The sequence below is a fragment of the Kribbella sp. NPDC054772 genome (assembly GCF_053611945.1).
The window spans coordinates 72,984-91,794 of record NZ_JBSHBJ010000021.1 but is presented as its reverse complement, the minus strand read 5'-3'; the positions used below and the strand labels follow the sequence as shown (position 1 = coordinate 91,794).

Below are 18,811 nucleotides of genomic sequence, written 5' to 3'. Positions count from 1 at the left end.
GAGGTGGCCGTACAAATCACCACCGACCTGGCCAAGGTCCGCAACATCGGGATCATGGCCCACATCGACGCCGGCAAGACGACGACGACCGAGCGGATCCTCTTCTACACCGGTATCACTTACAAGATCGGTGAGGTCCACGACGGCGCCGCCACGATGGACTGGATGGAGCAGGAGCAGGAGCGCGGCATCACCATCACGTCCGCCGCGACGACCTGCACCTGGAAAGACCACACCATCAACATCATCGACACCCCCGGGCACGTCGACTTCACCGTCGAGGTGGAGCGCTCGCTGCGCGTCCTCGACGGGGCCGTCGCGGTGTTCGACGGTGTCGCCGGCGTGGAGCCGCAGTCGGAGACGGTCTGGCGTCAGGCCGACCGGTACGGCGTACCCCGGATCTGCTTCGTCAACAAGCTGGACCGCACCGGCGCCGAGTTCATGCGCTGTGTCGACATGATCGTCGACCGCCTGGCCGCGGTGCCGCTGGTGCTGCAGCTGCCGATCGGGTCCGAGGCCGACTTCATCGGCGTCGTCGACCTGATCGGGATGCGGGCGCTGACCTGGCGCGGCGAGACCACGATGGGTGAGGACTACACCGTCGAGGAGATCCCGGCCAGCCACACCGAGATCGCCGCCGAGTGGCGCGACAAGCTGATCGAGACGCTGGCCGAGGCCGACGACGAGATCATGGAGATGTACCTGGAGGGCGACGAGCCCACCCAGGAGCAGCTCGTCGCGGCCATCCGCCGCGCGACCATCGCCAGCAAGCTGACCCCGGTGCTGACCGGTACGGCGTTCAAGAACAAGGGCGTCCAGCCCCTGCTCGACGCGATCAACGCGTACCTGCCGAGCCCGATCGACGTCCCGGCCATCGAGGGCCACGACGTCAAGGACCCGGAGACCGTCGTACTGCGCAAGCCGGACGACAGCGAGCCGTTCTCGGCGCTGGCGTTCAAGATCGCGGCCGACCCGCACCTGGGCAAGCTGACCTTCATCCGGGTGTACTCGGGCAAGCTCGAGACCGGCACCCAGGTGCTGAACCCGACGAAGGGCCGCAAGGAGCGGATCGGCAAGATCTACCGCATGCACGCGAACAAGCGTGAGGAGATCGCGTCGATCGGCGCCGGCCACATCGTCGCGGTGATGGGCCTGAAGGACACCACCACCGGTGAGACCCTGTGCGACCCGGCCAAGCAGGTCGTGCTGGAGTCGATGCAGTTCCCGGCCCCGGTCATCTCGGTCGCCATCGAGCCGAAGTCGAAGGCCGACCAGGAGAAGCTGGGCGTCGCGATCCAGCGGCTCGCCGAGGAGGACCCGACCTTCCAGGTCCGGACCGACGACGACACCGGCCAGACCATCATCGCCGGTATGGGCGAGCTGCACCTCGAGGTGCTGGTCGACCGTATGAAGCGTGAGTTCCGCGTCGAGGCGAACGTCGGCAAGCCGCAGGTCGCCTACCGCGAGACCATCAAGAAGAAGGTCGAGAAGGTCGACTACACGCACAAGAAGCAGACCGGTGGTTCGGGTCAGTTCGCGCGTGTGATCATCAACATCGAGCCGACCTCGGTCGAGGCCGGTGGCGAGGGTGGCTACGAGTTCGTCAACTCCGTCACCGGTGGCCGGATCCCCCGGGAGTACATCCCGTCGGTGGACGAGGGCGCCCAGGAGGCGATGGAGTTCGGCGTACTGGCCGGCTACCCGATGGTGGACGTCAAGGTCACGCTGACCGACGGCGCCTACCACGACGTCGACTCCTCCGAGCTCGCGTTCAAGATCGCCGGTTCGATGGCCTTCAAGGATGCTGCCCGGCGGGCGACCCCGGTCATCCTGGAGCCGATGTTCGCGGTCGAGGTCACCACGCCCGAGGACTACATGGGTGAAGTGATCGGCGACCTCAACTCACGCCGTGGCCAGATCCAGTCGATGGACGAAGGCCCCGGTGGCAGCCGGGTCGTCAAGGCCCTGGTGCCGCTGTCCGAGATGTTCGGGTACGTCGGCGACCTGCGGTCGAAGACCCAGGGCCGCGCGTCCTACTCGATGCAGTTCGATTCCTACGCCGAGGTTCCGAAGAACGTGGCGGAAGAGATCATCAAGAAGGCCCGCGGCGAGTAGTTTCGTCCCGGTCCAACCAACCCACAGCGCGTCGGCGTACGGCGTAAGTCAACATTTTCCAGGAGGGCCCCAGTGGCTAAGGCGAAGTTCGAGCGGACTAAGCCGCACGTCAACATCGGCACCATCGGTCACATCGACCACGGTAAGACCACGCTTACCGCGGCGATCACCAAGGTGCTGCACGACAAGTACCCGACGCTCAACGAGGCGTCGGCCTTCGATCAGATCGACAAGGCGCCGGAAGAGCGTCAGCGCGGTATCACCATCTCGATCGCGCACGTCGAGTACCAGACCGAGGCCCGGCACTACGCCCACGTCGACTGCCCGGGTCACGCGGACTACATCAAGAACATGATCACCGGTGCGGCCCAGATGGACGGTGCGATCCTGGTCGTCGCCGCCACCGACGGCCCGATGCCGCAGACGCGTGAGCACGTGCTGCTCGCCCGTCAGGTCGGCGTGCCGGCGATGGTCGTCGCCCTGAACAAGTGCGACATGGTCGACGACGAGGAGATCCTGGAGCTCGTCGAGCTCGAGGTTCGCGAGCTGCTCTCGGAGCAGGAGTTCGACGGCGACAACGCGCCGATCGTCCGCGTCGCCGCTCACCCGGCGCTGCAGGGCGACGCCAAGTGGGGCGAGTCGATCCTCGAGCTGATGAACGCCGTGGACTCCTACATCCCGCAGCCGGAGCGCGAGATCGACAAGCCGTTCCTGATGCCGGTGGAGGACGTCTTCACCATCACGGGTCGCGGTACGGTCATCACCGGCCGGATCGAGCGCGGTGTCATCAAGGTCAACGAGACCGTCGACATCGTCGGCATCCGTCCGGAGAAGCAGACCACCACGGTCACCGGTATCGAGATGTTCCGCAAGCTGCTCGACGAGGGCCAGGCCGGTGAGAACGTCGGTCTGCTGCTCCGTGGTACGAAGCGCGAGGACGTCGAGCGCGGCATGGTTGTCATCAAGCCGGGCACCACGACCCCGCACACGAACTTCGAGGCGTCGGTCTACATCCTGTCGAAGGAGGAGGGCGGCCGGCACACGCCGTTCTTCCAGAACTACCGCCCGCAGTTCTACTTCCGCACCACCGACGTCACCGGTGTCGTCACGCTGCCCGAGGGCACCGAGATGGTCATGCCGGGCGACAACACCGACATGTTGGTCGAGCTGATCCAGCCGATCGCCATGGAGGACGGTCTGAAGTTCGCGATCCGTGAAGGTGGCCGCACCGTCGGCGCCGGCCGGGTCACCAAGATCATCAAGTGATCTCATGAGGTCCGCGAGGGCTCGAGACTGAGCCCCCGCGGACCTCTGCTTTGCGCCTGATCCGGCGCTCAGGTGGTACCGGATCAGGCGTGGAAGCCGCCCGATTGGCGTTCCGGCGCCGATCTCTGGCACAATATTCAGGTTGCTCAGGCTAGGCCGCCGGGGTGCGCCCCAGATCTTCTTGATCTGGCTGGTGCGCCGGACCGGAGACCCTGCCGAGGTTCCGGTCCGAGACCGGGGCCCCGATCTCCACCAAGGTCGACAAAGCGGTGAGTCACGCGCGTGCCGCGTCCGCGACACACCCGACCGCGGGGGTCGGAGCAACAGCCCGAAAGACGATAGAGAAGGACGAAGCGAAGCGATGGCGGGACAGAAGATCCGCATCCGGCTGAAGGCCTACGACCACGAGGTCATCGACAGCTCGGCACGCAAGATTGTCGACACGGTGACGCGTACTGGTGCGAAGGTTGCTGGCCCGGTGCCGTTGCCGACGGAAAAGAACGTGTTCTGCGTCATCCGCTCGCCGCACAAGTACAAGGACAGCCGCGAGCACTTCGAGATGCGCACCCACAAGCGGCTCATCGACATCATCGACCCCACGCCGAAGACCGTCGACTCGCTGATGCGTCTCGACCTGCCGGCCGGTGTCGACATCGAGATCAAGCTCTGAGGGACGCGTACAACCAATGAGCACTTCCACCAAGAACACGCGCGGTCTGCTGGGCACCAAGCTCGGCATGACCCAGACCTGGGACGAGAACAACCGTGTCGTCCCCGTCACCGTGGTCCAGGCCGGGCCGTGTGTCGTCACCGGCGTCCGCACCGCGGACCGGGACGGCTACGACGGCGTCCAGATCGCCTTCGGCGACATCGACCCCCGCAAGGTGACCAAGCCCCTGCGCGGTCACTTCGACAAGGCCGGCGTGACGCCGCGGCGCCACCTGCTGGAGCTGCGCACCGCCGACGCCAGTGAGTACACCCTGGGCCAGGAGATCAACGCCGAGGCCTTCGAGGCCGGCGAGCGGGTCGACGTTTCCGCGACCAGCAAGGGCAAGGGCTTCGCCGGTGTGATGAAGCGGCACGGCTTCCACGGTCTGCGCGCCACGCACGGTGTGCACAAGAAGCACCGTTCGCCGGGCTCCATCGGCGGTTGCGCCACCCCCGGCCGGGTCTTCAAGGGTCTGCGGATGGCAGGCCGGATGGGTCAGGAGCAGGTCACCACGCAGAACATCGCGGTGCACGCGATCGACACCGAGCGCGGCCTGATCCTGCTGAAGGGTGCGGTTCCCGGCCCCAAGGGCGGTCTGGTATTGATCCGCAACGCCGCGAAGGGAGCTGCGAAGTGAGCCCCGCATCCAACACCGTCGACGTCGTCGTCGTGAAGGGCGACAAGGTCAGCAAGAAGGGTTCCGCCGAGCTTCCGGCCGAGCTGTTCGACGTGCAGGTCAACGTGCCGCTGATCCACCAGGTCGTCGTGGCCCAGCTGGCCGCGGCCCGCCAGGGTACGCACAAGGCGAAGACCCGGGGCGAGGTGTCCGGCGGTGGCGCCAAGCCGTACCGCCAGAAGGGCACCGGTCGCGCCCGCCAGGGTTCGACCCGCGCGCCGCAGTTCACCGGCGGTGGCGTCGTCCACGGCCCGTTGCCGCGGGACTACAGCCAGCGGACCCCGAAGAAGATGATCGCCGCTGCGCTCCGCGGTGCGCTGTCCGACCGGGCCCGCGACGGCCAGGTCTTCGTGGTCGAGAGCTTCGTGGACGGCGACAAGCCCTCCACCAAGTCGGCGCTGAAGGTGCTCAACGAGGTCACCGACCCGGGCAAGGCCCTGGTGGTCGTCGGCCGCGAGGACGAGCTCACCTGGCTGAGCCTGCGCAACGTGCAGCACGTGCACCTGATCGCCGCCGACCAGCTGAACGCGTACGACGTCCTGGTCAGCGACTCGGTCGTGTTCACGAAGGACGCGCTGGACAGCTACGTCGCCGGCGCGCCCAAGGGAAAGTCCGTCAAGGCCGTCGCCACGTCGACTGAGGCCGAGGAGGTAGAGGCATGAGCCACGGAGTCAACAAGGACCCCCGGGACGTGCTGCTCCGGCCGGTCGTGAGCGAGAAGAGCTACGGCCTGCTGGACGAGCAGAAGTACACATTCGAGGTCGCCCCGGACGCCAACAAGACCGAGATCAAGCTCGCGGTCGAGAAGGTGTTCAAGGTCAAGGTCAGCGACGTCAACACCCTCAACCGCAAGGGCAAGCGCCGCCGCACTCGTGCGGGCTGGGGCAAGCGCCCGGACATCAAGCGGGCGATCGTGACCCTCAAGGGTGACGACCGCATCGACATCTTCGGAGGCCAGTCGTAATGGGAATCCGCAAGTACAAGCCGACAACGCCGGGCCGCCGTGGCTCGAGCGTGGCCGACTTCGTCGAGCTCACCCGTTCGACCCCCGAGAAGTCGCTGCTGCGTCCGCTGCCCAAGAAGGGCGGCCGGAACAACTCCGGCAAGATCACCACCCGGCACCACGGTGGCGGTCACAAGCGGGCGTACCGGCTGATCGACTTCAAGCGGTACGACAAGGACGGCGTGCCGGCCAAGGTCGCGCACATCGAGTACGACCCGAACCGCACCGCGCGGATCGCGCTGCTGCACTACGTGGACGGCGAGAAGCGCTACATCCTCGCCCCGTCCAACCTGCGCCAGGGCACGATCGTCGAGAACGGCCCGGCCGCGGACATCAAGATCGGCAACAACCTGCCGCTGCGCAACATCCCGGTCGGCTCCACGGTGCACGCCGTCGAGCTGCGCCCGGGTGGTGGCGCCAAGATGGGCCGCTCGGCGGGTGCGAGCATCCAGCTGGTCGCGAAGGAAGGCCGGATGGCCACCCTGCGGATGCCGTCGGGTGAGGTTCGGATGGTCGACGTACGCTGCCGCGCCACCCTCGGTGAGGTCGGCAACGGCGAGCAGTCGAACATCAACTGGGGCAAGGCGGGCCGGATGCGCTGGAAGGGCAAGCGCCCGACCGTCCGCGGTGTCGCGATGAACCCGGTCGACCACCCGCACGGTGGTGGTGAGGGTAAGACCTCGGGTGGTCGCCACCCGGTGTCCCCGTGGGGCCAGCCGGAAGGCCGGACCCGCACCCGCAAGGAAAGCGACCGCATGATCGTCCGGCGTCGCAAGGCCGGCAAGAAGCGCTGATAGGGAGCCGGCCACAATGCCACGCAGCCTCAAGAAGGGCCCGTTCGTCGACCACCACCTGGCAAAGAAGGTGGAGGTGCAGAACGAAAAGGGCACCAAGAACGTCATCAAGACCTGGTCCCGCCGATCGATGATCGTGCCGGACATGATCGGCCACACGATTGCGGTGCACGACGGCCGCAAGCACGTGCCGGTGTTCGTGACGGACGCAATGGTCGGGCACAAGCTCGGCGAGTTCGCCCCGACCCGGACGTTCAAGGGTCACGAGAAGGACGACCGGAAGTCACGGCGTCGCTGATCCCCACGAGGGACCAGTGACGAAGCGAAAGCAATCTACGGAGAGATTCGAACATCATGAGCGTTCAAGAGCGTAGGGCGACCAGCGCCCGTCGCGAGAGCCTGCTGGGCGAGCAGCCCGGGGCCTTCGCGGTCGCGCGCTTCGTCCGCGTGACGCCGATGAAGGCGCGCCGCGTGGGCGATCTGGTGCGCGGTCTGGGCGTCGACGACGCACTCGCCACTCTGAAGTTCGCCCCGCAGGCCGCTGCCGCGACCGTGTACAAGGTCGTCGACAGCGCCGCGGCGAACGCCGAGGGCACCGAGCACCTGAGCCGCGCCGACCTGGTCGTGTCTCGGGTCCTGGTCGACGAGGGACCGACGCTGAAGCGTCACCGTCCTCGCGCCCAGGGCCGGGCCACCCGGATCGACAAGCGGACCAGCCACATCACCGTCGTGGTCGAGCCGCGGGTCGCCGAGGAGGCCGCGCCGAAGGCACCGGCCACCAAGGCGGCAGCCAAGAAGTCCGCGGACACCGCGGACACGGCGAAGAAGTCCCCGGCGACGAAGGCGGCCAAGAAGGCCGCCGACAAGCCGGTCACGGACGAGGCCGCCGAGAAGCCGGCCAAGAAGGCGACCGCGAAGAAGGCCGCCAAGAAGGCCACCGCTGAGAAGAAGGAGTCCTGACGTGGGACAGAAGGTAAACCCGCACGGGTTCCGTCTCGGCATCAGCACCGACCACAAGAGCCGTTGGTACGCCGACAAGTTGTACAAGGACTACGTGGGCGAGGACGTCAAGATCCGCCGCCTGCTGAGCAAGGGCATGGAGCGCGCCGGCATCTCCCGCGTGGAGATCGAGCGCACCCGTGACCGGGTCCGGGTCGACATCCACACCGCGCGTCCGGGCATCGTGATCGGTCGCCGTGGCGCCGAGGCGGACCGGATCCGGGGCAGCCTGGAGGAGCTCACCGGCAAGCAGGTGCAGCTGAACATCCTCGAGGTGAAGAACTCCGAGGTCGACGCCCAGCTGGTCGCGCAGGGCGTGGCCGAGCAGCTGTCCGGCCGCGTGGCGTTCCGCCGCGCGATGCGCAAGGCGATGCAGACCACCATGCGTGGCGGCGCCCTGGGCATCCGGATCCAGTGCTCCGGCCGGCTCGGTGGCGCGGAGATGTCGCGGTCGGAGTTCTACCGCGAGGGCCGCGTTCCGCTGCACACGCTGCGGGCCGACATCGACTACGGCTTCTACGAGGCCCGGACGACCTTCGGCCGGATCGGCGTGAAGGTCTGGATCTACAAGGGCGACGTGGCCGGCACCCGCGCCGAGCGTGAGGCGCAGGCCGCTGCCCGAGCCGCTACCCAGCAGCGTGGCCGTCCGGCCCGCCGTGACGGTGGCGACCGCGGTGACCGTGGCGGTCGCGGTGGCGACCGTGGTGGTCGCGGTGGTGACCGTGGTGGTCGCGACAACAACAGGCGTGACAACGCGGCTCCGGCCGCTGCGGCGAGCGCCCCGGCGGCCGACAAGCCCGCCGAGACGACCGGAACGGAGAGCTGACCGATGCTCATCCCCCGCAAGGTCAAGCACCGCAAGCAGCACCACCCGAAGCGCTCCGGCGCTGCCAAGGGTGGTACGACGCTCGCCTTCGGTGAGTTCGGCATCCAGGCGCTGGAGAACCACTACGTCACCAACCGGCAGATCGAGGCCGCGCGTATCGCGATGACCCGGCACATCAAGCGTGGCGGCAAGGTGTGGATCAACATCTACCCGGACCGCCCGCTGACCAAGAAGCCGGCCGAAACCCGCATGGGTTCCGGTAAGGGTTCGCCGGAGTGGTGGATCGCCAACGTCAAGGCCGGCCGGGTCCTGTTCGAGCTGTCCGGCGTACCGGAGGACATCGCTCGCGAGGCCCTCCGCCGCGCGATTCACAAGTTGCCGATGAAGTGCCGCTTCATCTCCCGAGAGGCAGGTGAGAACTGATGGCCGACACCGTGACCGCCGCCGAGCTGCGGAACCTGGGACGGGACGAGCTGATGAGCAAGCTCGGTGAAGCCAAGGAGGAGCTGTTCAACCTCCGGTTCCAGGCTGCCACGGGCCAGCTGGAGTCCCACGGCCGGCTGCGCGCCGTCCGCAAGGACATCGCCCGCATCTACACGGTGCTGTCCGAGCGTGCGCTCGGCATCACCGACGAGGTCGACGCCCCGGTCGAGGCCGTGGCCGAGGACACTGCGGACGACAGTGAGAAGGCGAACGCATGACCGAGAACGTGAAGGACGAGACCGTGAGCACGACCACGCAGGCGCGAGGCCGCCGGAAGACCCGCGAGGGCCTGGTGCTGAGCGACAAGATGGACAAGACCGTCGTGGTTGAGGTCGAGGACCGGGTCAAGCACAAGCTGTACGGCAAGGTCATCCGGCACACCAGCAAGCTCAAGGCGCACGACGAGCAGAACGCCGCCGGCATCGGCGACCGCGTCCTCCTGATGGAGACCCGGCCGCTGTCGGCGACCAAGCGCTGGCGCGTCGTCGAGATCCTCGAGAAGGCCAAGTAGCTGTTCCCGGTCCGCACGGATCGGCAACTAACCGATTTTATTCGTTCCGCAAGGCTCACGTGAGTGAGAACCAGCGAGACAACCAGGAGATCAACAGATGATCCAGCAGGAGTCGCGACTGAAGGTCGCCGACAACACGGGCGCGAAGGAGATCCTTTGCATCCGCGTTCTCGGTGGCTCCGGTCGGCGCTACGCCGGTGTCGGTGACACGATCGTCGCCACCGTCAAGGACGCGATCCCCGGCGGTGGTGTCAAGAAGGGTGACGTCGTCAAGGCGGTCGTCGTGCGGACCGTGAAGGAGCGCCGGCGTCCGGACGGCTCCTACATCCGCTTCGACGAGAACGCCGCGGTGATCCTGAAGGCCGACGGCGAGCCGCGCGGTACCCGTATCTTCGGGCCGGTCGGCCGGGAGCTGCGCGAGAAGCGCTTCATGAAGATCATCTCGCTCGCGCCGGAGGTGCTCTGAAATGGCCCAGAACAAACTGCCCGTGAAGAAGGGCGATCAGGTTCGCGTGATCGCCGGTAAGTCCAAGGGCCTCGAGGGCAAGATTATCCAGGTCTTCCCGGACGACGAGAAGGTCATCGTCGAGGGCGTCAACCGGGTGAAGAAGCACACCAAGGTGCAGCAGGCCCAGCGCGGCGGCACCACCGGTGGCATCGTCACCCAGGAAGCCCCGATCCACGTCTCGAACGTGGCGCTTCTGGTCGAGGTCGAGAAGGACGGCAAGAAGCAGAAGGTGACCACCCGCGTCGGCTACAACCGCGTCGAGGTGCAGAAGCGCCGTCCGGACGGTTCGACGTACACCGGTTACCGGAGCGTCCGGATCGCCCGGCGTACCGGCGAGGAGATCTGATGACCACCGCAGTATCCGAGACCAAGGTCCAGCCGCGGCTGAAGACGAAGTACCGCGAGGAGATCGTCGGCAAGCTGCACGAGCAGTTCCAGTTCGCGAACGTCATGCAGGTGCCCGGGCTCACCAAGATCGTGGTGAACATGGGTGTCGGCGAGGCGGCGCGCGACTCGAAGCTGATCGAGGGCGCGGTGAAGGACCTGGCCGCGATCACCGGCCAGAAGCCGCAGGTCACCAAGGCCCGTAAGTCGATCGCGCAGTTCAAGCTGCGCGAGGGGATGCCGATCGGCGCCCACGTGACGCTCCGCGGCGACCGGATGTGGGAGTTCCTGGACCGGCTGCTGGCGCTCGCGCTGCCCCGGATCCGCGACTTCCGCGGCCTGTCCGCGAAGCAGTTCGACGGCACCGGGAACTACACCTTCGGTCTGACCGAGCAGGTGATGTTCCACGAGATCAACCAGGACCGGATCGATCGCGTCCGGGGCATGGACATCACCGTGGTGACCACCGCGACGAACGACGACGAGGGTCGGGCCCTGCTGCGGGCGCTCGGCTTCCCGTTCAAGGAGAACTGACGTGGCGAAGACAGCACTCAAGGTCAAGCAGGCCCGGAAGCCGAAGTTCGCGGTGCGTGGCTACACGCGCTGCCAGCGCTGCGGCCGGCCGAAGGCGGTCTTCCGCAAGTTCGGCCTCTGCCGGATCTGCCTGCGGGAGATGGCGCACCGGGGCGAGCTGCCCGGTGTGACCAAGTCCAGCTGGTGACCGTCTCCACCCCCGAACTTCTCCCCATTCACCATCTAGTCACCGTAGGTCGCCGAACGGCGAAACCACGGCGGGAAAGAGGCCCCAGGCCATGACGATGACCGACCCGATCGCAGACATGTTGACGCGTCTGCGGAACGCCAACCAGGCGTACCACGAGTCGACCGCGATGCCGTACAGCAAGATCAAGCAGGGCATCGCCGACATTCTCCAGCAGGAGGGCTACATCGCCTCCTACAAGGTGGAGGACCCCAAGGAGGGGGCTGTCGGCAAGACCCTGACCGTCGACCTGAAGTTCGGTCCGAGCCGGGAGCGTTCCATCGCGGGCGTCCGCCGGATCTCGAAGCCGGGCCTGCGGGTCTACGCGAAGTCGACCAACCTGCCCAAGGTCCTCGGTGGCCTGGGCGTCGCGATCATCTCGACGTCCCAGGGACTACTGACCGACAAGCAGGCCAAGAACAAGGGCGTTGGCGGGGAAGTCCTCGCCTACGTCTGGTGACGAAGAACCGGAAGGAGGACCACAGAAATGTCTCGCATCGGTAAGCTCCCGGTCACGGTCCCGTCCGGCGTCGACGTCACGATCGACGGCCAGACGGTCACCGTGAAGGGTCCGAAGGGTCAGCTCTCGCACGTCGTCGCTGAGCCCATCGCGGTCAGCCGGGACGAGGACGGCGCGATCGCCGTCACGCGTCCGGACGACCTGCGCAAGAGCAAGGAACTGCACGGCCTGTCCCGCACCCTGATCGCCAACCTGGTCACCGGGGTCACGGACGGCTACGAGAAGAAGCTCGAGATCGTCGGCGTGGGGTACCGCGTGCTCTCCAAGGGCCCGGCCCAGCTGGAGTTCTCGCTCGGTTACAGCCACACCATCACGGTGGACGCGCCGGAAGGCATCACGTTCAACGTGGAGGCTCCGACGCGGTTCTCGGTGCTCGGCATCGACAAGCAGTCGGTCGGCGAGGTCGCCGCCAACATCCGCAAGCTGCGCAAGCCCGAGCCGTACAAGGGCAAGGGTGTGCGGTACGCGGGCGAGCAGGTGCGCCGCAAGGTCGGAAAGGCTGGTAAGTAACCATGGCGATCGGACTGCGTCCGCACAAGCACTCCGCCAAGAAGACGGCCTCCCGGCTGCGTCGCCAGATCCGGGTCCGGAAGAAGATCAACGGCACGGCCGTCCGGCCGCGGCTGGTGGTCACCAAGTCCTCGAAGCACCTGTTCGTTCAGGTCATCGACGACGTGGCCGGCAAGACGCTGGTCTCCGCCTCCACCATGGAGGCCGACCTGCGTGGCGCGGAGGCGAACAAGACCGACAAGGCCAAGACCGTCGGCGGCTTGATCGCCGACCGCGCCAAGGCCGCCGGCATCGACTCGGTCGTGTTCGACCGGGCCGGGAACAAGTACCACGGCCGTATCGCGGCCCTGGCCGACGCCGCCCGCGAGGGCGGGCTCGGCTTCTGACAGGCGATCAAGGGAAGAGGTAGTTCGACATGAGCGGAGGCCAGCAGCGTCGCGGAGGCGGCGCCGGTGGTGAGCGCCGTGGCCGCGACGGTGGTCGCGGTCAGCAGGCGGACAAGACCGCCTACATCGAGCGCGTGGTAGCCATCAACCGGGTCGCCAAGGTCGTGAAGGGTGGTCGGCGCTTCAGCTTCACCGCCCTCGTGGTCGTCGGTGACGGTGAAGGCACCGTCGGTGTGGGTTACGGAAAGGCCAAGGAGGTGCCCGCGGCGATCGCCAAGGGTGTCGAGGAGGCCAAGAAGGCGTTCTTCAAGGTGCCGAGGATTCAGGGCACCATCCCGCACCCGGTCCAGGGTGAGAAGGCGGCCGGCGTGGTCATGCTGCGCCCGGCTGCTCCTGGTACCGGTGTGATCGCGGGCGGCTCGGTGCGCGCCGTACTGGAGTGCGCCGGGATCCACGACATCCTCAGCAAGTCGCTGGGTTCCTCGAACTCCATCAACGTGGTGCACGCCACGGTGGAGGCGCTGCGGAGCCTGGAGACCCCGGAAGCCGTGGCCGCGCGCCGTGGCCTGCCGGTCGAGGACGTCGCCCCGGCGGCCCTGCTGAAGGCCCGGGCGGAGGTGGCGTCCTGATGGCACGCCTGAAGGTGACCCAGGTCCGTTCGGGCATCGGTGGCAAGCAGAACCAGCGCGACACGCTGCGCACCCTGGGCGTCAAGCGGATCGGCGACAGCGCCGTCCACGAGGACAAGCCCGAGGTTCGTGGGATGGTCCGTACGGTTCGCCACCTCATCGACGTCGAGGAGGTCGACTGACATGGCGCTCAAGGTTCATCACCTGCGTCCGGCGCCCGGTGCCAAGACCGCCAAGACCCGCGTGGGTCGTGGTGAGGGCAGCAAGGGCAAGACCGCCGGCCGCGGTACCAAGGGCAGCAAGGCGCGTAACAACATCCCCGAGTGGTTCGAGGGTGGCCAGATGCCGCTGCACATGCGGCTCCCGAAGCTGAAGGGCTTCAAGAGCAGGAACCGAGTGGAGTTCCAGGTCGTTAACCTGGACAAGCTCGGACAACTGTTCCCCGAAGGTGGCGAGGTCGGCGTGGCCGACCTGGTCGCCAAGGGTGCGGTCCGTCGTGGTCAGCCGGTCAAGGTGCTGGGTGACGGCGAACTGACCGTGGCACTGCAGGTCTCGGCGCACAAGTTCTCCAAGTCCGCCACGGACAAGATCCAGGCGGCCGGGGGAACCACGACCGAGGTGTGACACGAGGTCCAGGGCTCGTAACGATCGGTGCTTGATATCCTGCGCCGGACGGACGAGCCCTGGTTCGTCTCTTGCCCAGAGGCTTAGCTAGGCCCCTGCCGTGCCCGCGGCCAGGGAAACTTGTGGGAGGACAGGGTGTTAGGCGCCTTCGCCAACGCGTTCAAGACTCCGGACCTGCGCCGGAAGATCTTGTTCGTGCTCTTCATCGTCGTGATCTTCCGGATCGGCTCCGTCGTGCCGGCACCGGGCGTGAACGTCCAGTCGCTGCACACTTGTATCAAGATCTCCCAGGGTGGCCAGAACGCCAACCTGTACAACTTGATCAACCTGTTCTCCGGCGGGGCGCTGCTGCAGCTCGCGATCTTCGCGCTCGGCATCATGCCCTACATCACCGCCAGCATCATTCTGCAGCTGCTCACCGTGGTGATCCCGCGGCTCGAGTCGCTGAAGAAGGAGGGCCAGGCGGGGCAGGCGAAGATCACGCAGTACACCCGGTTCCTGACCGTGGGGCTGGCGATCCTGCAGTCCACCGCGTTCGTGGCGCTGGCCCGGACGCCGGGCCGGCTGTTCCAGGGCTGCAACGAGCCGCTGCTGTACAAGGACGACTGGTTCACGATCACCGTCATGGTGCTCACCATGACCGCCGGTACCGGCGTGATCATGTGGCTCGGTGAGCTGATCACCGACCGTGGTGTCGGTAACGGAATGTCGATCCTGATCTTCACCCAGATCGTCGCCACCTTCCCGACCCAGCTGTGGAACATCCGCAAGCAGAAGGGCATCACCACCTTCGTCGTGGTGATCGCGATCGGGTTGGTCATCATGGCCGCGGTCATCTTCATCGAGCAGGCGCAGCGCCGGATCCCGGTGCAGTACGCGAAGCGGATGGTCGGCCGCAAGATGTTCGGGGGTACGTCGACGTACATCCCGCTGAAGGTCAACCAGGCCGGTGTGATCCCGGTGATCTTCGCCTCCAGCCTGCTGTATCTTCCCGTCCTGGTCAGTCAGTTCCAGCAGGGTAAGAGCTGGTCCAACTGGATCCAGGGCAACTTGGTCAAGGGCGACCACCCGATCTACATGGTGACGTACGTCGCCCTGATCATCTTCTTCACGTACTTCTACGTCTCGATCACCTTCAACCCGAAGGAAGTCGCGGACAACATGAAGAAGTACGGCGGCTTCATCCCGGGCATCCGGGCGGGGCGGCCGACCGAGGAATACCTGAAGTACGTGTTGGACCGCATCACGTTGCCGGGCGCGATCTACCTCGCGGCGATCTCGATGATCCCGCTGGTCGCTCTCGTGCTGCTGAACGCGAACCAGAACTTCCCGTTCGGTGGTACGTCGATCCTGATCATGGTCGGCGTCGGACTCGACACGGTGAAGCAGATCGAGTCTCAGCTGCAGCAGCGTAACTACGAAGGGTTCTTGCGCTGATGAGAATGTTGCTGATGGGTCCGCCCGGGGCGGGCAAGGGCACGCAGGCAAAGGTGCTTGCGGAACGCCTGAAGATCCCGGCCGTGTCCACCGGCGACATCTTCCGTGCGAACGTGAAGGACGAGACGCCGCTGGGTGTCGAGGCCAAGCGGTACATGGACGCCGGCGACTACGTCCCGGACGAGATCACCAACGCGATGGTGCGGGACCGGCTGTCCGAGGCCGACGCCGGCGAGGGCTTCCTGCTCGACGGGTACCCGCGGACGCTGGCCCAGGTCGGCACGCTGGACGACATCCTCGCCGAGCACGGCCACAAGCTGGACGCCGTCGTCGCGCTGGTCGCGGACATCGACGTGCTGGTCGAGCGGATGACCAAGCGGGCGCACATCGAGGGCCGCTCGGACGACTCCGAAGAGGTCGTCCGGCACCGGCAGGACGTGTACGCCGCCGAGACCAAGCCGCTGCTGCAGGTGTACGCCGAGCGCGGCCTGCTGGTCGAGGTGGACGGCGTCGGCGAGATCGAAGAGGTCAGCGAGCGCGTGCTCAGCGCCCTCAAGTCCGTCACGGAGTAAAGACAGCAAGTGATGTACGCCGATGTTTAGAGACCGCGGTATCGAGATCAAGACCCGCGAGCAGATCCTGGCGATGCGCAAGGCCGGCCTGGTGGTCGGTCGCACGCTGGAGCTGCTCCGCGAACACGTCAAGCCCGGCATCAGCACGGGCGAGCTGGACGCGATCGCGGAGGACAACATCCGGTCCTCCGGCGCGACCCCGTCCTTCAAGGGCTACCACGGCTTCACCGGCTCGATCTGCGCCTCGGTGAACGACGAGATCGTGCACGGCATCCCGGGCGGCCGCGTGCTGGCCGAGGGTGACCTGATCTCGATCGACTGCGGCGCGATCGTGGACGGCTGGCACGGCGACGCCGCGATCACCGTCGGCGTCGGCGAGGTCGACGACGAGCTGCTGGAGCTGGCGCGGATCTGCGAGGAGTCGATGTGGCGCGGCTTCGGCGCCGCGCGGCTCGGCGGGCGGCTGACCGACATCTCGGCCGCGATCGAGGCCCACGTGCGGGCGAACTCGTCGTACGGGATCGTCGAGGACTTCGTCGGGCACGGGATCGGTTCGGCGATGCACCAGCCGCCGAACGTGCCGAACTTCGGCCGCGCCGGCCGTGGCCCGAAGCTGGTCGAGGGGATGGCGCTGGCCGTCGAGCCGATGCTGACGCTCGGCAAGCAGGACAACCACACGCTCGAGGACGACTGGACGGTCGTCACCGACGACGGCCGGTCGGCCGCGCACACCGAGCACACGTTCACTCTCACTCCGCAAGGGCCGTGGGTACTGACCGCGATCGACGGCGGCGAGGCGAAGCTGGCGGAGCTCGGCCTCAAGATCGGCGCCCTGGCCGACTAACTCTGGCCGACTGATTTTCCGATCACCCGGCCGATCGGCGGACCCGCGGGTCCACCCGTCGGGGGACGCGGAGGGAACCGGGGCTGAGGCACACTTGAGCCATGCCTCAGTACCAGCCGCACCAGCGTTTCACCGAAGCCGACCGGGACAAGATCGCCGGACGGTTGCGGGACGCGTTCGCGGACGGCCGGCTGGACCAGCCCGAGTTCTCCTCCCGCCTGGACCAGCTCTACACCGTGCAGACGTACGGCGAGCTCGAGCCGCTGGTGCGTGACCTGCCGGCAGTGCGGACGTACGAGACGCCCCAGGTGGTCCAGGACACCAAGCCCGCGCCGGAGCCGGGCAGTTTCCCGGAGCGGAAGAAGGACAACCACCCGCACCGCCGGGGCGGCGCGATCGGTGGCTTCACCGGCGTCGTGATGATGAACGTGGTGATCTGGTTCGTGATCGGGCTGGGCAACGGTGGGCACTGGCCGCACTTCTGGCCGGTGTGGCTGCTGATCCCGTGGGCGATCATCGCCCTCGGCGGTCTCGGCAGGCGCCGTTGACGGCGGCGCCGGTCAGCCGCCGCCTGACCGGCCCACGGCTGCGGCCGGACTGGGCATGGCAGTTCCACCAAGGGGCCGCGATCGTCTACGTGATCTGGTTCGCGGTCGCCATCCCGCTGGCGATCGTGGGGTTGCTGGTGGAGCCGCGCTGGGTGGGCTGGATGGTGCTGGCCTGGTTCCTGGTGCTGATCGGGTTCACGGTGGCGCTACGGATCGGTGACGCGCGCCGTCGGCGGTCGTGGGTGAACGCCGCCGGACAGCTCGGCTGGCGGATCAGCGCGTCCGGCGACGAACTGCTGGATCGTTGGCCGTTCCCACCGTTCGACAGCGACCCCGACGCCGAGGTGATGGACGTGACGTCCGGCCGGCACCGCGGCCGGGAGTTCTGGACCGGGCGGTTCCAGCACAAGGTACGGCGCCGGCTCCTCGGCTTCGACTTCATCGATCTGCACGTGGAACGACCCCTGCCGCCGTTGCAGGTGCTGCCCGCGGGACTGGCACCGGTGGCGGCGGCCAGCTTTCTGCCGTTGAAGCTGGCGGTCGACGGACTGCCGACGCAGTACCTGCTGTTCAACGGACACGAGGAGGAGGCGTTGGCGGTGTTGCATCCGCGGGCCGTCGAGGCGCTGGCCGAAGTACCGGCGTTCGGGTTCAGCTGTGAGGGGCGGCGGTTCGTCGCGATCCTTCCGGCGTACCGCGATGCCACCACCGCCCTCGCGCAGCTGGACGCGGCCTGCGACCTGCTGGACCTGATGCCCGAGCAGGTGTGGCGTGCCGGCGAGCAGTGGGCCGCTACCGAGCAGGAGTCCTGAGCAGCCGGACTACTGCCGACAGATCCGCGTCCCCGTGCCCGGCGGCGACCGCCTTGCGGAGCAGGTCGCCCATCGGCACGAGTAGGACCGGATCGACGCCCTGGGCAACCGAGGCGTCGATCAGGTTGTCGTACGCCGCAGCTTGCATCGCGAGGTTGGATCCGGCAGCGCCAGTCGCCGGTCCCTCGTCCAGATCCTTGGCGATGCGCGGCAGGCTGCCGATCATCGCGGTCAGCCAGGGCACCAGGAACTCTTGGGTGAACCGCGCCGCCGGCAGTGGCTCGCCGTCGATCAGCGCCAGCGCGTGCTGGGCGCCGCCGAACATCCCGTACATCGCACTGAGCAAGGCGATGTCGTACAACGCGGCGAGCCCGGCGTCCGAGCCGACGTACGCGGGCCTGCCCAGTGCGGACAGGGTGGCGCTGTGGTTCTCGAAGGCGGCCGGCGTACCGCTGTAGAAGATGAAGGCCGCCGGGCCACCGATCATCGCGGGGACCGCCATGATCCCGCCGTCGAGGTACTGCGCTCCCGCGGCCGTGACCCGTTCCGCCGTACGGCGGGCCTGGTCGGGCGTGCTGTTGGTGAGGTTGACGACCGTCTTGCCGGTGAGGTCGAGACCGTCGAGCGTGCTGCGAACGGTGTCGTCGACGAGCAGGCACACGATGACGAGGGGGCTGGCGGCGATCGCCTCGGCCGCGGTGGTGGCGCGGGTTGCGTCGAGTTCGGGGGAGCGGCCGGGCGTGCGGTTCCAGACGGTGGTCGGATGGCCGGCGGCCAGGAGGGCGCGGGCGAGGGCGGTTCCCATCGCGCCGAGCCCCAGGACGGTGACAGGTGTCTTCATGCGGTCCACCCTGGATCGACCGCTTTAGGATGGACAAGTACCCACTAAATAGTC

At 67.2% G+C, this 18,811-nt stretch carries 28 protein-coding genes and 1 pseudogene; 28 read left to right on the top strand and 1 reads right to left on the bottom strand.

Going from position 1 to position 18,811, the window contains the following annotated elements; all coding sequences use genetic code 11:
* Nucleotides 1-3 precede the first annotated feature (3 nt).
* The 28 genes and pseudogenes from fusA (at nt 4) to ACWGID_RS27650 (ending at nt 17,916) form a co-directional block, all read left to right on the top strand.
* A complete protein-coding gene (gene fusA, locus ACWGID_RS27785; protein ID WP_452201374.1) occupies nt 4-2,115 on the top strand; it encodes an elongation factor G in 2,112 nt (703 codons plus the stop codon).
* A 72-nt stretch (nt 2,116-2,187) separates the two neighbouring features.
* Nucleotides 2,188-3,381 carry an elongation factor Tu gene (gene tuf, locus ACWGID_RS27780; RefSeq protein ID WP_452201373.1) on the top strand — a complete coding sequence of 398 codons (1,194 nt, stop codon included), beginning with the start codon at nt 2,188-2,190 and terminating at the stop codon, nt 3,379-3,381.
* Between the two features lie 361 nt (nt 3,382-3,742).
* Nucleotides 3,743-4,051 carry a 30S ribosomal protein S10 gene (gene rpsJ, locus ACWGID_RS27775; RefSeq protein ID WP_012923688.1) on the top strand — a complete coding sequence of 103 codons (309 nt, stop codon included), beginning with the start codon at nt 3,743-3,745 and terminating at the stop codon, nt 4,049-4,051.
* A gap of 16 nt (nt 4,052-4,067) precedes the next feature.
* A complete protein-coding gene (gene rplC / locus ACWGID_RS27770; protein WP_452201371.1) occupies nt 4,068-4,727 on the top strand; it encodes a 50S ribosomal protein L3 in 660 nt (219 codons plus the stop codon).
* Nucleotides 4,724-5,428 carry a 50S ribosomal protein L4 gene (gene rplD, locus ACWGID_RS27765; protein WP_452201369.1) on the top strand — a complete coding sequence of 235 codons (705 nt, stop codon included), beginning with the start codon at nt 4,724-4,726 and terminating at the stop codon, nt 5,426-5,428. Before rplC ends, rplD begins: the two co-directional genes overlap by 4 nt.
* Complete coding sequence (gene rplW, locus ACWGID_RS27760; protein ID WP_452201367.1) at nt 5,425-5,730, top strand: 50S ribosomal protein L23; 306 nt, start codon at nt 5,425-5,427, stop codon at nt 5,728-5,730. The genes rplD and rplW overlap by 4 nt, the downstream gene beginning before the upstream one ends.
* Nucleotides 5,730-6,563, top strand: a complete 834-nt coding sequence (rplB, locus tag ACWGID_RS27755; protein ID WP_355482555.1) for a 50S ribosomal protein L2 — start codon at nt 5,730-5,732, stop codon at nt 6,561-6,563. The genes rplW and rplB overlap by 1 nt, the downstream gene beginning before the upstream one ends.
* 16 nt (nt 6,564-6,579) lie before the next feature.
* The gene (gene rpsS / locus ACWGID_RS27750; protein WP_130441496.1) at nt 6,580-6,861 is read left to right on the top strand and encodes a 30S ribosomal protein S19; all 282 of its coding nucleotides are present in this window, start codon (nt 6,580-6,582) and stop codon (nt 6,859-6,861) included.
* Between the two features lie 56 nt (nt 6,862-6,917).
* Nucleotides 6,918-7,373 (top strand): annotated as a pseudogene (gene rplV / locus ACWGID_RS27745) (50S ribosomal protein L22); the annotation flags it as partial.
* A 151-nt stretch (nt 7,374-7,524) separates the two neighbouring features.
* The gene (gene rpsC, locus ACWGID_RS27740; RefSeq protein ID WP_452201364.1) at nt 7,525-8,388 is read left to right on the top strand and encodes a 30S ribosomal protein S3; all 864 of its coding nucleotides are present in this window, start codon (nt 7,525-7,527) and stop codon (nt 8,386-8,388) included.
* Between the two features lie 3 nt (nt 8,389-8,391).
* Complete coding sequence (gene rplP, locus ACWGID_RS27735; RefSeq protein ID WP_452201362.1) at nt 8,392-8,811, top strand: 50S ribosomal protein L16; 420 nt, start codon at nt 8,392-8,394, stop codon at nt 8,809-8,811.
* On the top strand, nt 8,811-9,089 hold the full coding sequence (gene rpmC / locus ACWGID_RS27730; RefSeq protein WP_452201360.1) for a 50S ribosomal protein L29: 279 nt from the start codon (nt 8,811-8,813) through the stop codon (nt 9,087-9,089). Before rplP ends, rpmC begins: the two co-directional genes overlap by 1 nt.
* Complete coding sequence (gene rpsQ, locus ACWGID_RS27725; protein WP_452201358.1) at nt 9,086-9,382, top strand: 30S ribosomal protein S17; 297 nt, start codon at nt 9,086-9,088, stop codon at nt 9,380-9,382. Before rpmC ends, rpsQ begins: the two co-directional genes overlap by 4 nt.
* Before the next feature lie 97 nt (nt 9,383-9,479).
* Nucleotides 9,480-9,848: a 50S ribosomal protein L14 gene (gene rplN / locus ACWGID_RS27720; protein WP_012923677.1), complete on the top strand. Its 369-nt coding sequence runs from the start codon at nt 9,480-9,482 to the stop codon at nt 9,846-9,848.
* Between the two features lies 1 nt (nt 9,849).
* Nucleotides 9,850-10,236, top strand: a complete 387-nt coding sequence (rplX, locus tag ACWGID_RS27715) for a 50S ribosomal protein L24 (protein ID WP_452201356.1) — start codon at nt 9,850-9,852, stop codon at nt 10,234-10,236.
* A complete protein-coding gene (gene rplE, locus ACWGID_RS27710; RefSeq protein ID WP_452201354.1) occupies nt 10,236-10,808 on the top strand; it encodes a 50S ribosomal protein L5 in 573 nt (190 codons plus the stop codon). Before rplX ends, rplE begins: the two co-directional genes overlap by 1 nt.
* A 1-nt stretch (nt 10,809) precedes the next feature.
* Nucleotides 10,810-10,995: a type Z 30S ribosomal protein S14 gene (locus ACWGID_RS27705; protein WP_012923674.1), complete on the top strand. Its 186-nt coding sequence runs from the start codon at nt 10,810-10,812 to the stop codon at nt 10,993-10,995.
* A 91-nt stretch (nt 10,996-11,086) separates the two neighbouring features.
* Complete coding sequence (gene rpsH / locus ACWGID_RS27700; protein WP_452201352.1) at nt 11,087-11,494, top strand: 30S ribosomal protein S8; 408 nt, start codon at nt 11,087-11,089, stop codon at nt 11,492-11,494.
* Nucleotides 11,495-11,521: 27 nt separating this feature from the next.
* Nucleotides 11,522-12,064 (top strand): 50S ribosomal protein L6, encoded by a 543-nt coding sequence (rplF, locus tag ACWGID_RS27695; RefSeq protein WP_452201350.1) that lies wholly within the window; start codon nt 11,522-11,524, stop codon nt 12,062-12,064.
* A gap of 2 nt (nt 12,065-12,066) precedes the next feature.
* Complete coding sequence (rplR, locus tag ACWGID_RS27690) at nt 12,067-12,450, top strand: 50S ribosomal protein L18 (protein ID WP_452201348.1); 384 nt, start codon at nt 12,067-12,069, stop codon at nt 12,448-12,450.
* Nucleotides 12,451-12,479: 29 nt separating this feature from the next.
* Nucleotides 12,480-13,079: a 30S ribosomal protein S5 gene (gene rpsE, locus ACWGID_RS27685; protein ID WP_452201346.1), complete on the top strand. Its 600-nt coding sequence runs from the start codon at nt 12,480-12,482 to the stop codon at nt 13,077-13,079.
* The gene (gene rpmD / locus ACWGID_RS27680; RefSeq protein WP_452201344.1) at nt 13,079-13,261 is read left to right on the top strand and encodes a 50S ribosomal protein L30; all 183 of its coding nucleotides are present in this window, start codon (nt 13,079-13,081) and stop codon (nt 13,259-13,261) included. The genes rpsE and rpmD overlap by 1 nt, the downstream gene beginning before the upstream one ends.
* A gap of 1 nt (nt 13,262) precedes the next feature.
* A complete protein-coding gene (rplO, locus tag ACWGID_RS27675; RefSeq protein ID WP_344191671.1) occupies nt 13,263-13,703 on the top strand; it encodes a 50S ribosomal protein L15 in 441 nt (146 codons plus the stop codon).
* 135 nt (nt 13,704-13,838) lie between these two features.
* Nucleotides 13,839-15,140, top strand: coding sequence for a preprotein translocase subunit SecY (gene secY / locus ACWGID_RS27670; protein WP_452201341.1), 1,302 nt, complete (start codon nt 13,839-13,841; stop codon nt 15,138-15,140).
* Nucleotides 15,140-15,712: an adenylate kinase gene (locus tag ACWGID_RS27665; RefSeq protein ID WP_452201339.1), complete on the top strand. Its 573-nt coding sequence runs from the start codon at nt 15,140-15,142 to the stop codon at nt 15,710-15,712. Before secY ends, ACWGID_RS27665 begins: the two co-directional genes overlap by 1 nt.
* A gap of 22 nt (nt 15,713-15,734) precedes the next feature.
* Nucleotides 15,735-16,556, top strand: a complete 822-nt coding sequence (gene map, locus ACWGID_RS27660) for a type I methionyl aminopeptidase (protein WP_452201337.1) — start codon at nt 15,735-15,737, stop codon at nt 16,554-16,556.
* A gap of 101 nt (nt 16,557-16,657) precedes the next feature.
* Nucleotides 16,658-17,104 (top strand): DUF1707 SHOCT-like domain-containing protein, encoded by a 447-nt coding sequence (locus ACWGID_RS27655; RefSeq protein ID WP_452201335.1) that lies wholly within the window; start codon nt 16,658-16,660, stop codon nt 17,102-17,104.
* Nucleotides 17,101-17,916 carry a hypothetical protein gene (locus ACWGID_RS27650; protein WP_452201334.1) on the top strand — a complete coding sequence of 272 codons (816 nt, stop codon included), beginning with the start codon at nt 17,101-17,103 and terminating at the stop codon, nt 17,914-17,916. Before ACWGID_RS27655 ends, ACWGID_RS27650 begins: the two co-directional genes overlap by 4 nt.
* On the opposite strand, the gene ACWGID_RS27645 is transcribed toward ACWGID_RS27650, so the two are convergent.
* Nucleotides 17,897-18,757 (bottom strand): NAD(P)-dependent oxidoreductase, encoded by an 861-nt coding sequence (locus ACWGID_RS27645; protein WP_452201332.1) that lies wholly within the window; start codon nt 18,755-18,757, stop codon nt 17,897-17,899. The two genes, ACWGID_RS27650 and ACWGID_RS27645, sit on opposite strands and share 20 nt — an antisense overlap.
* Nucleotides 18,758-18,811: the final 54 nt, after the last annotated feature.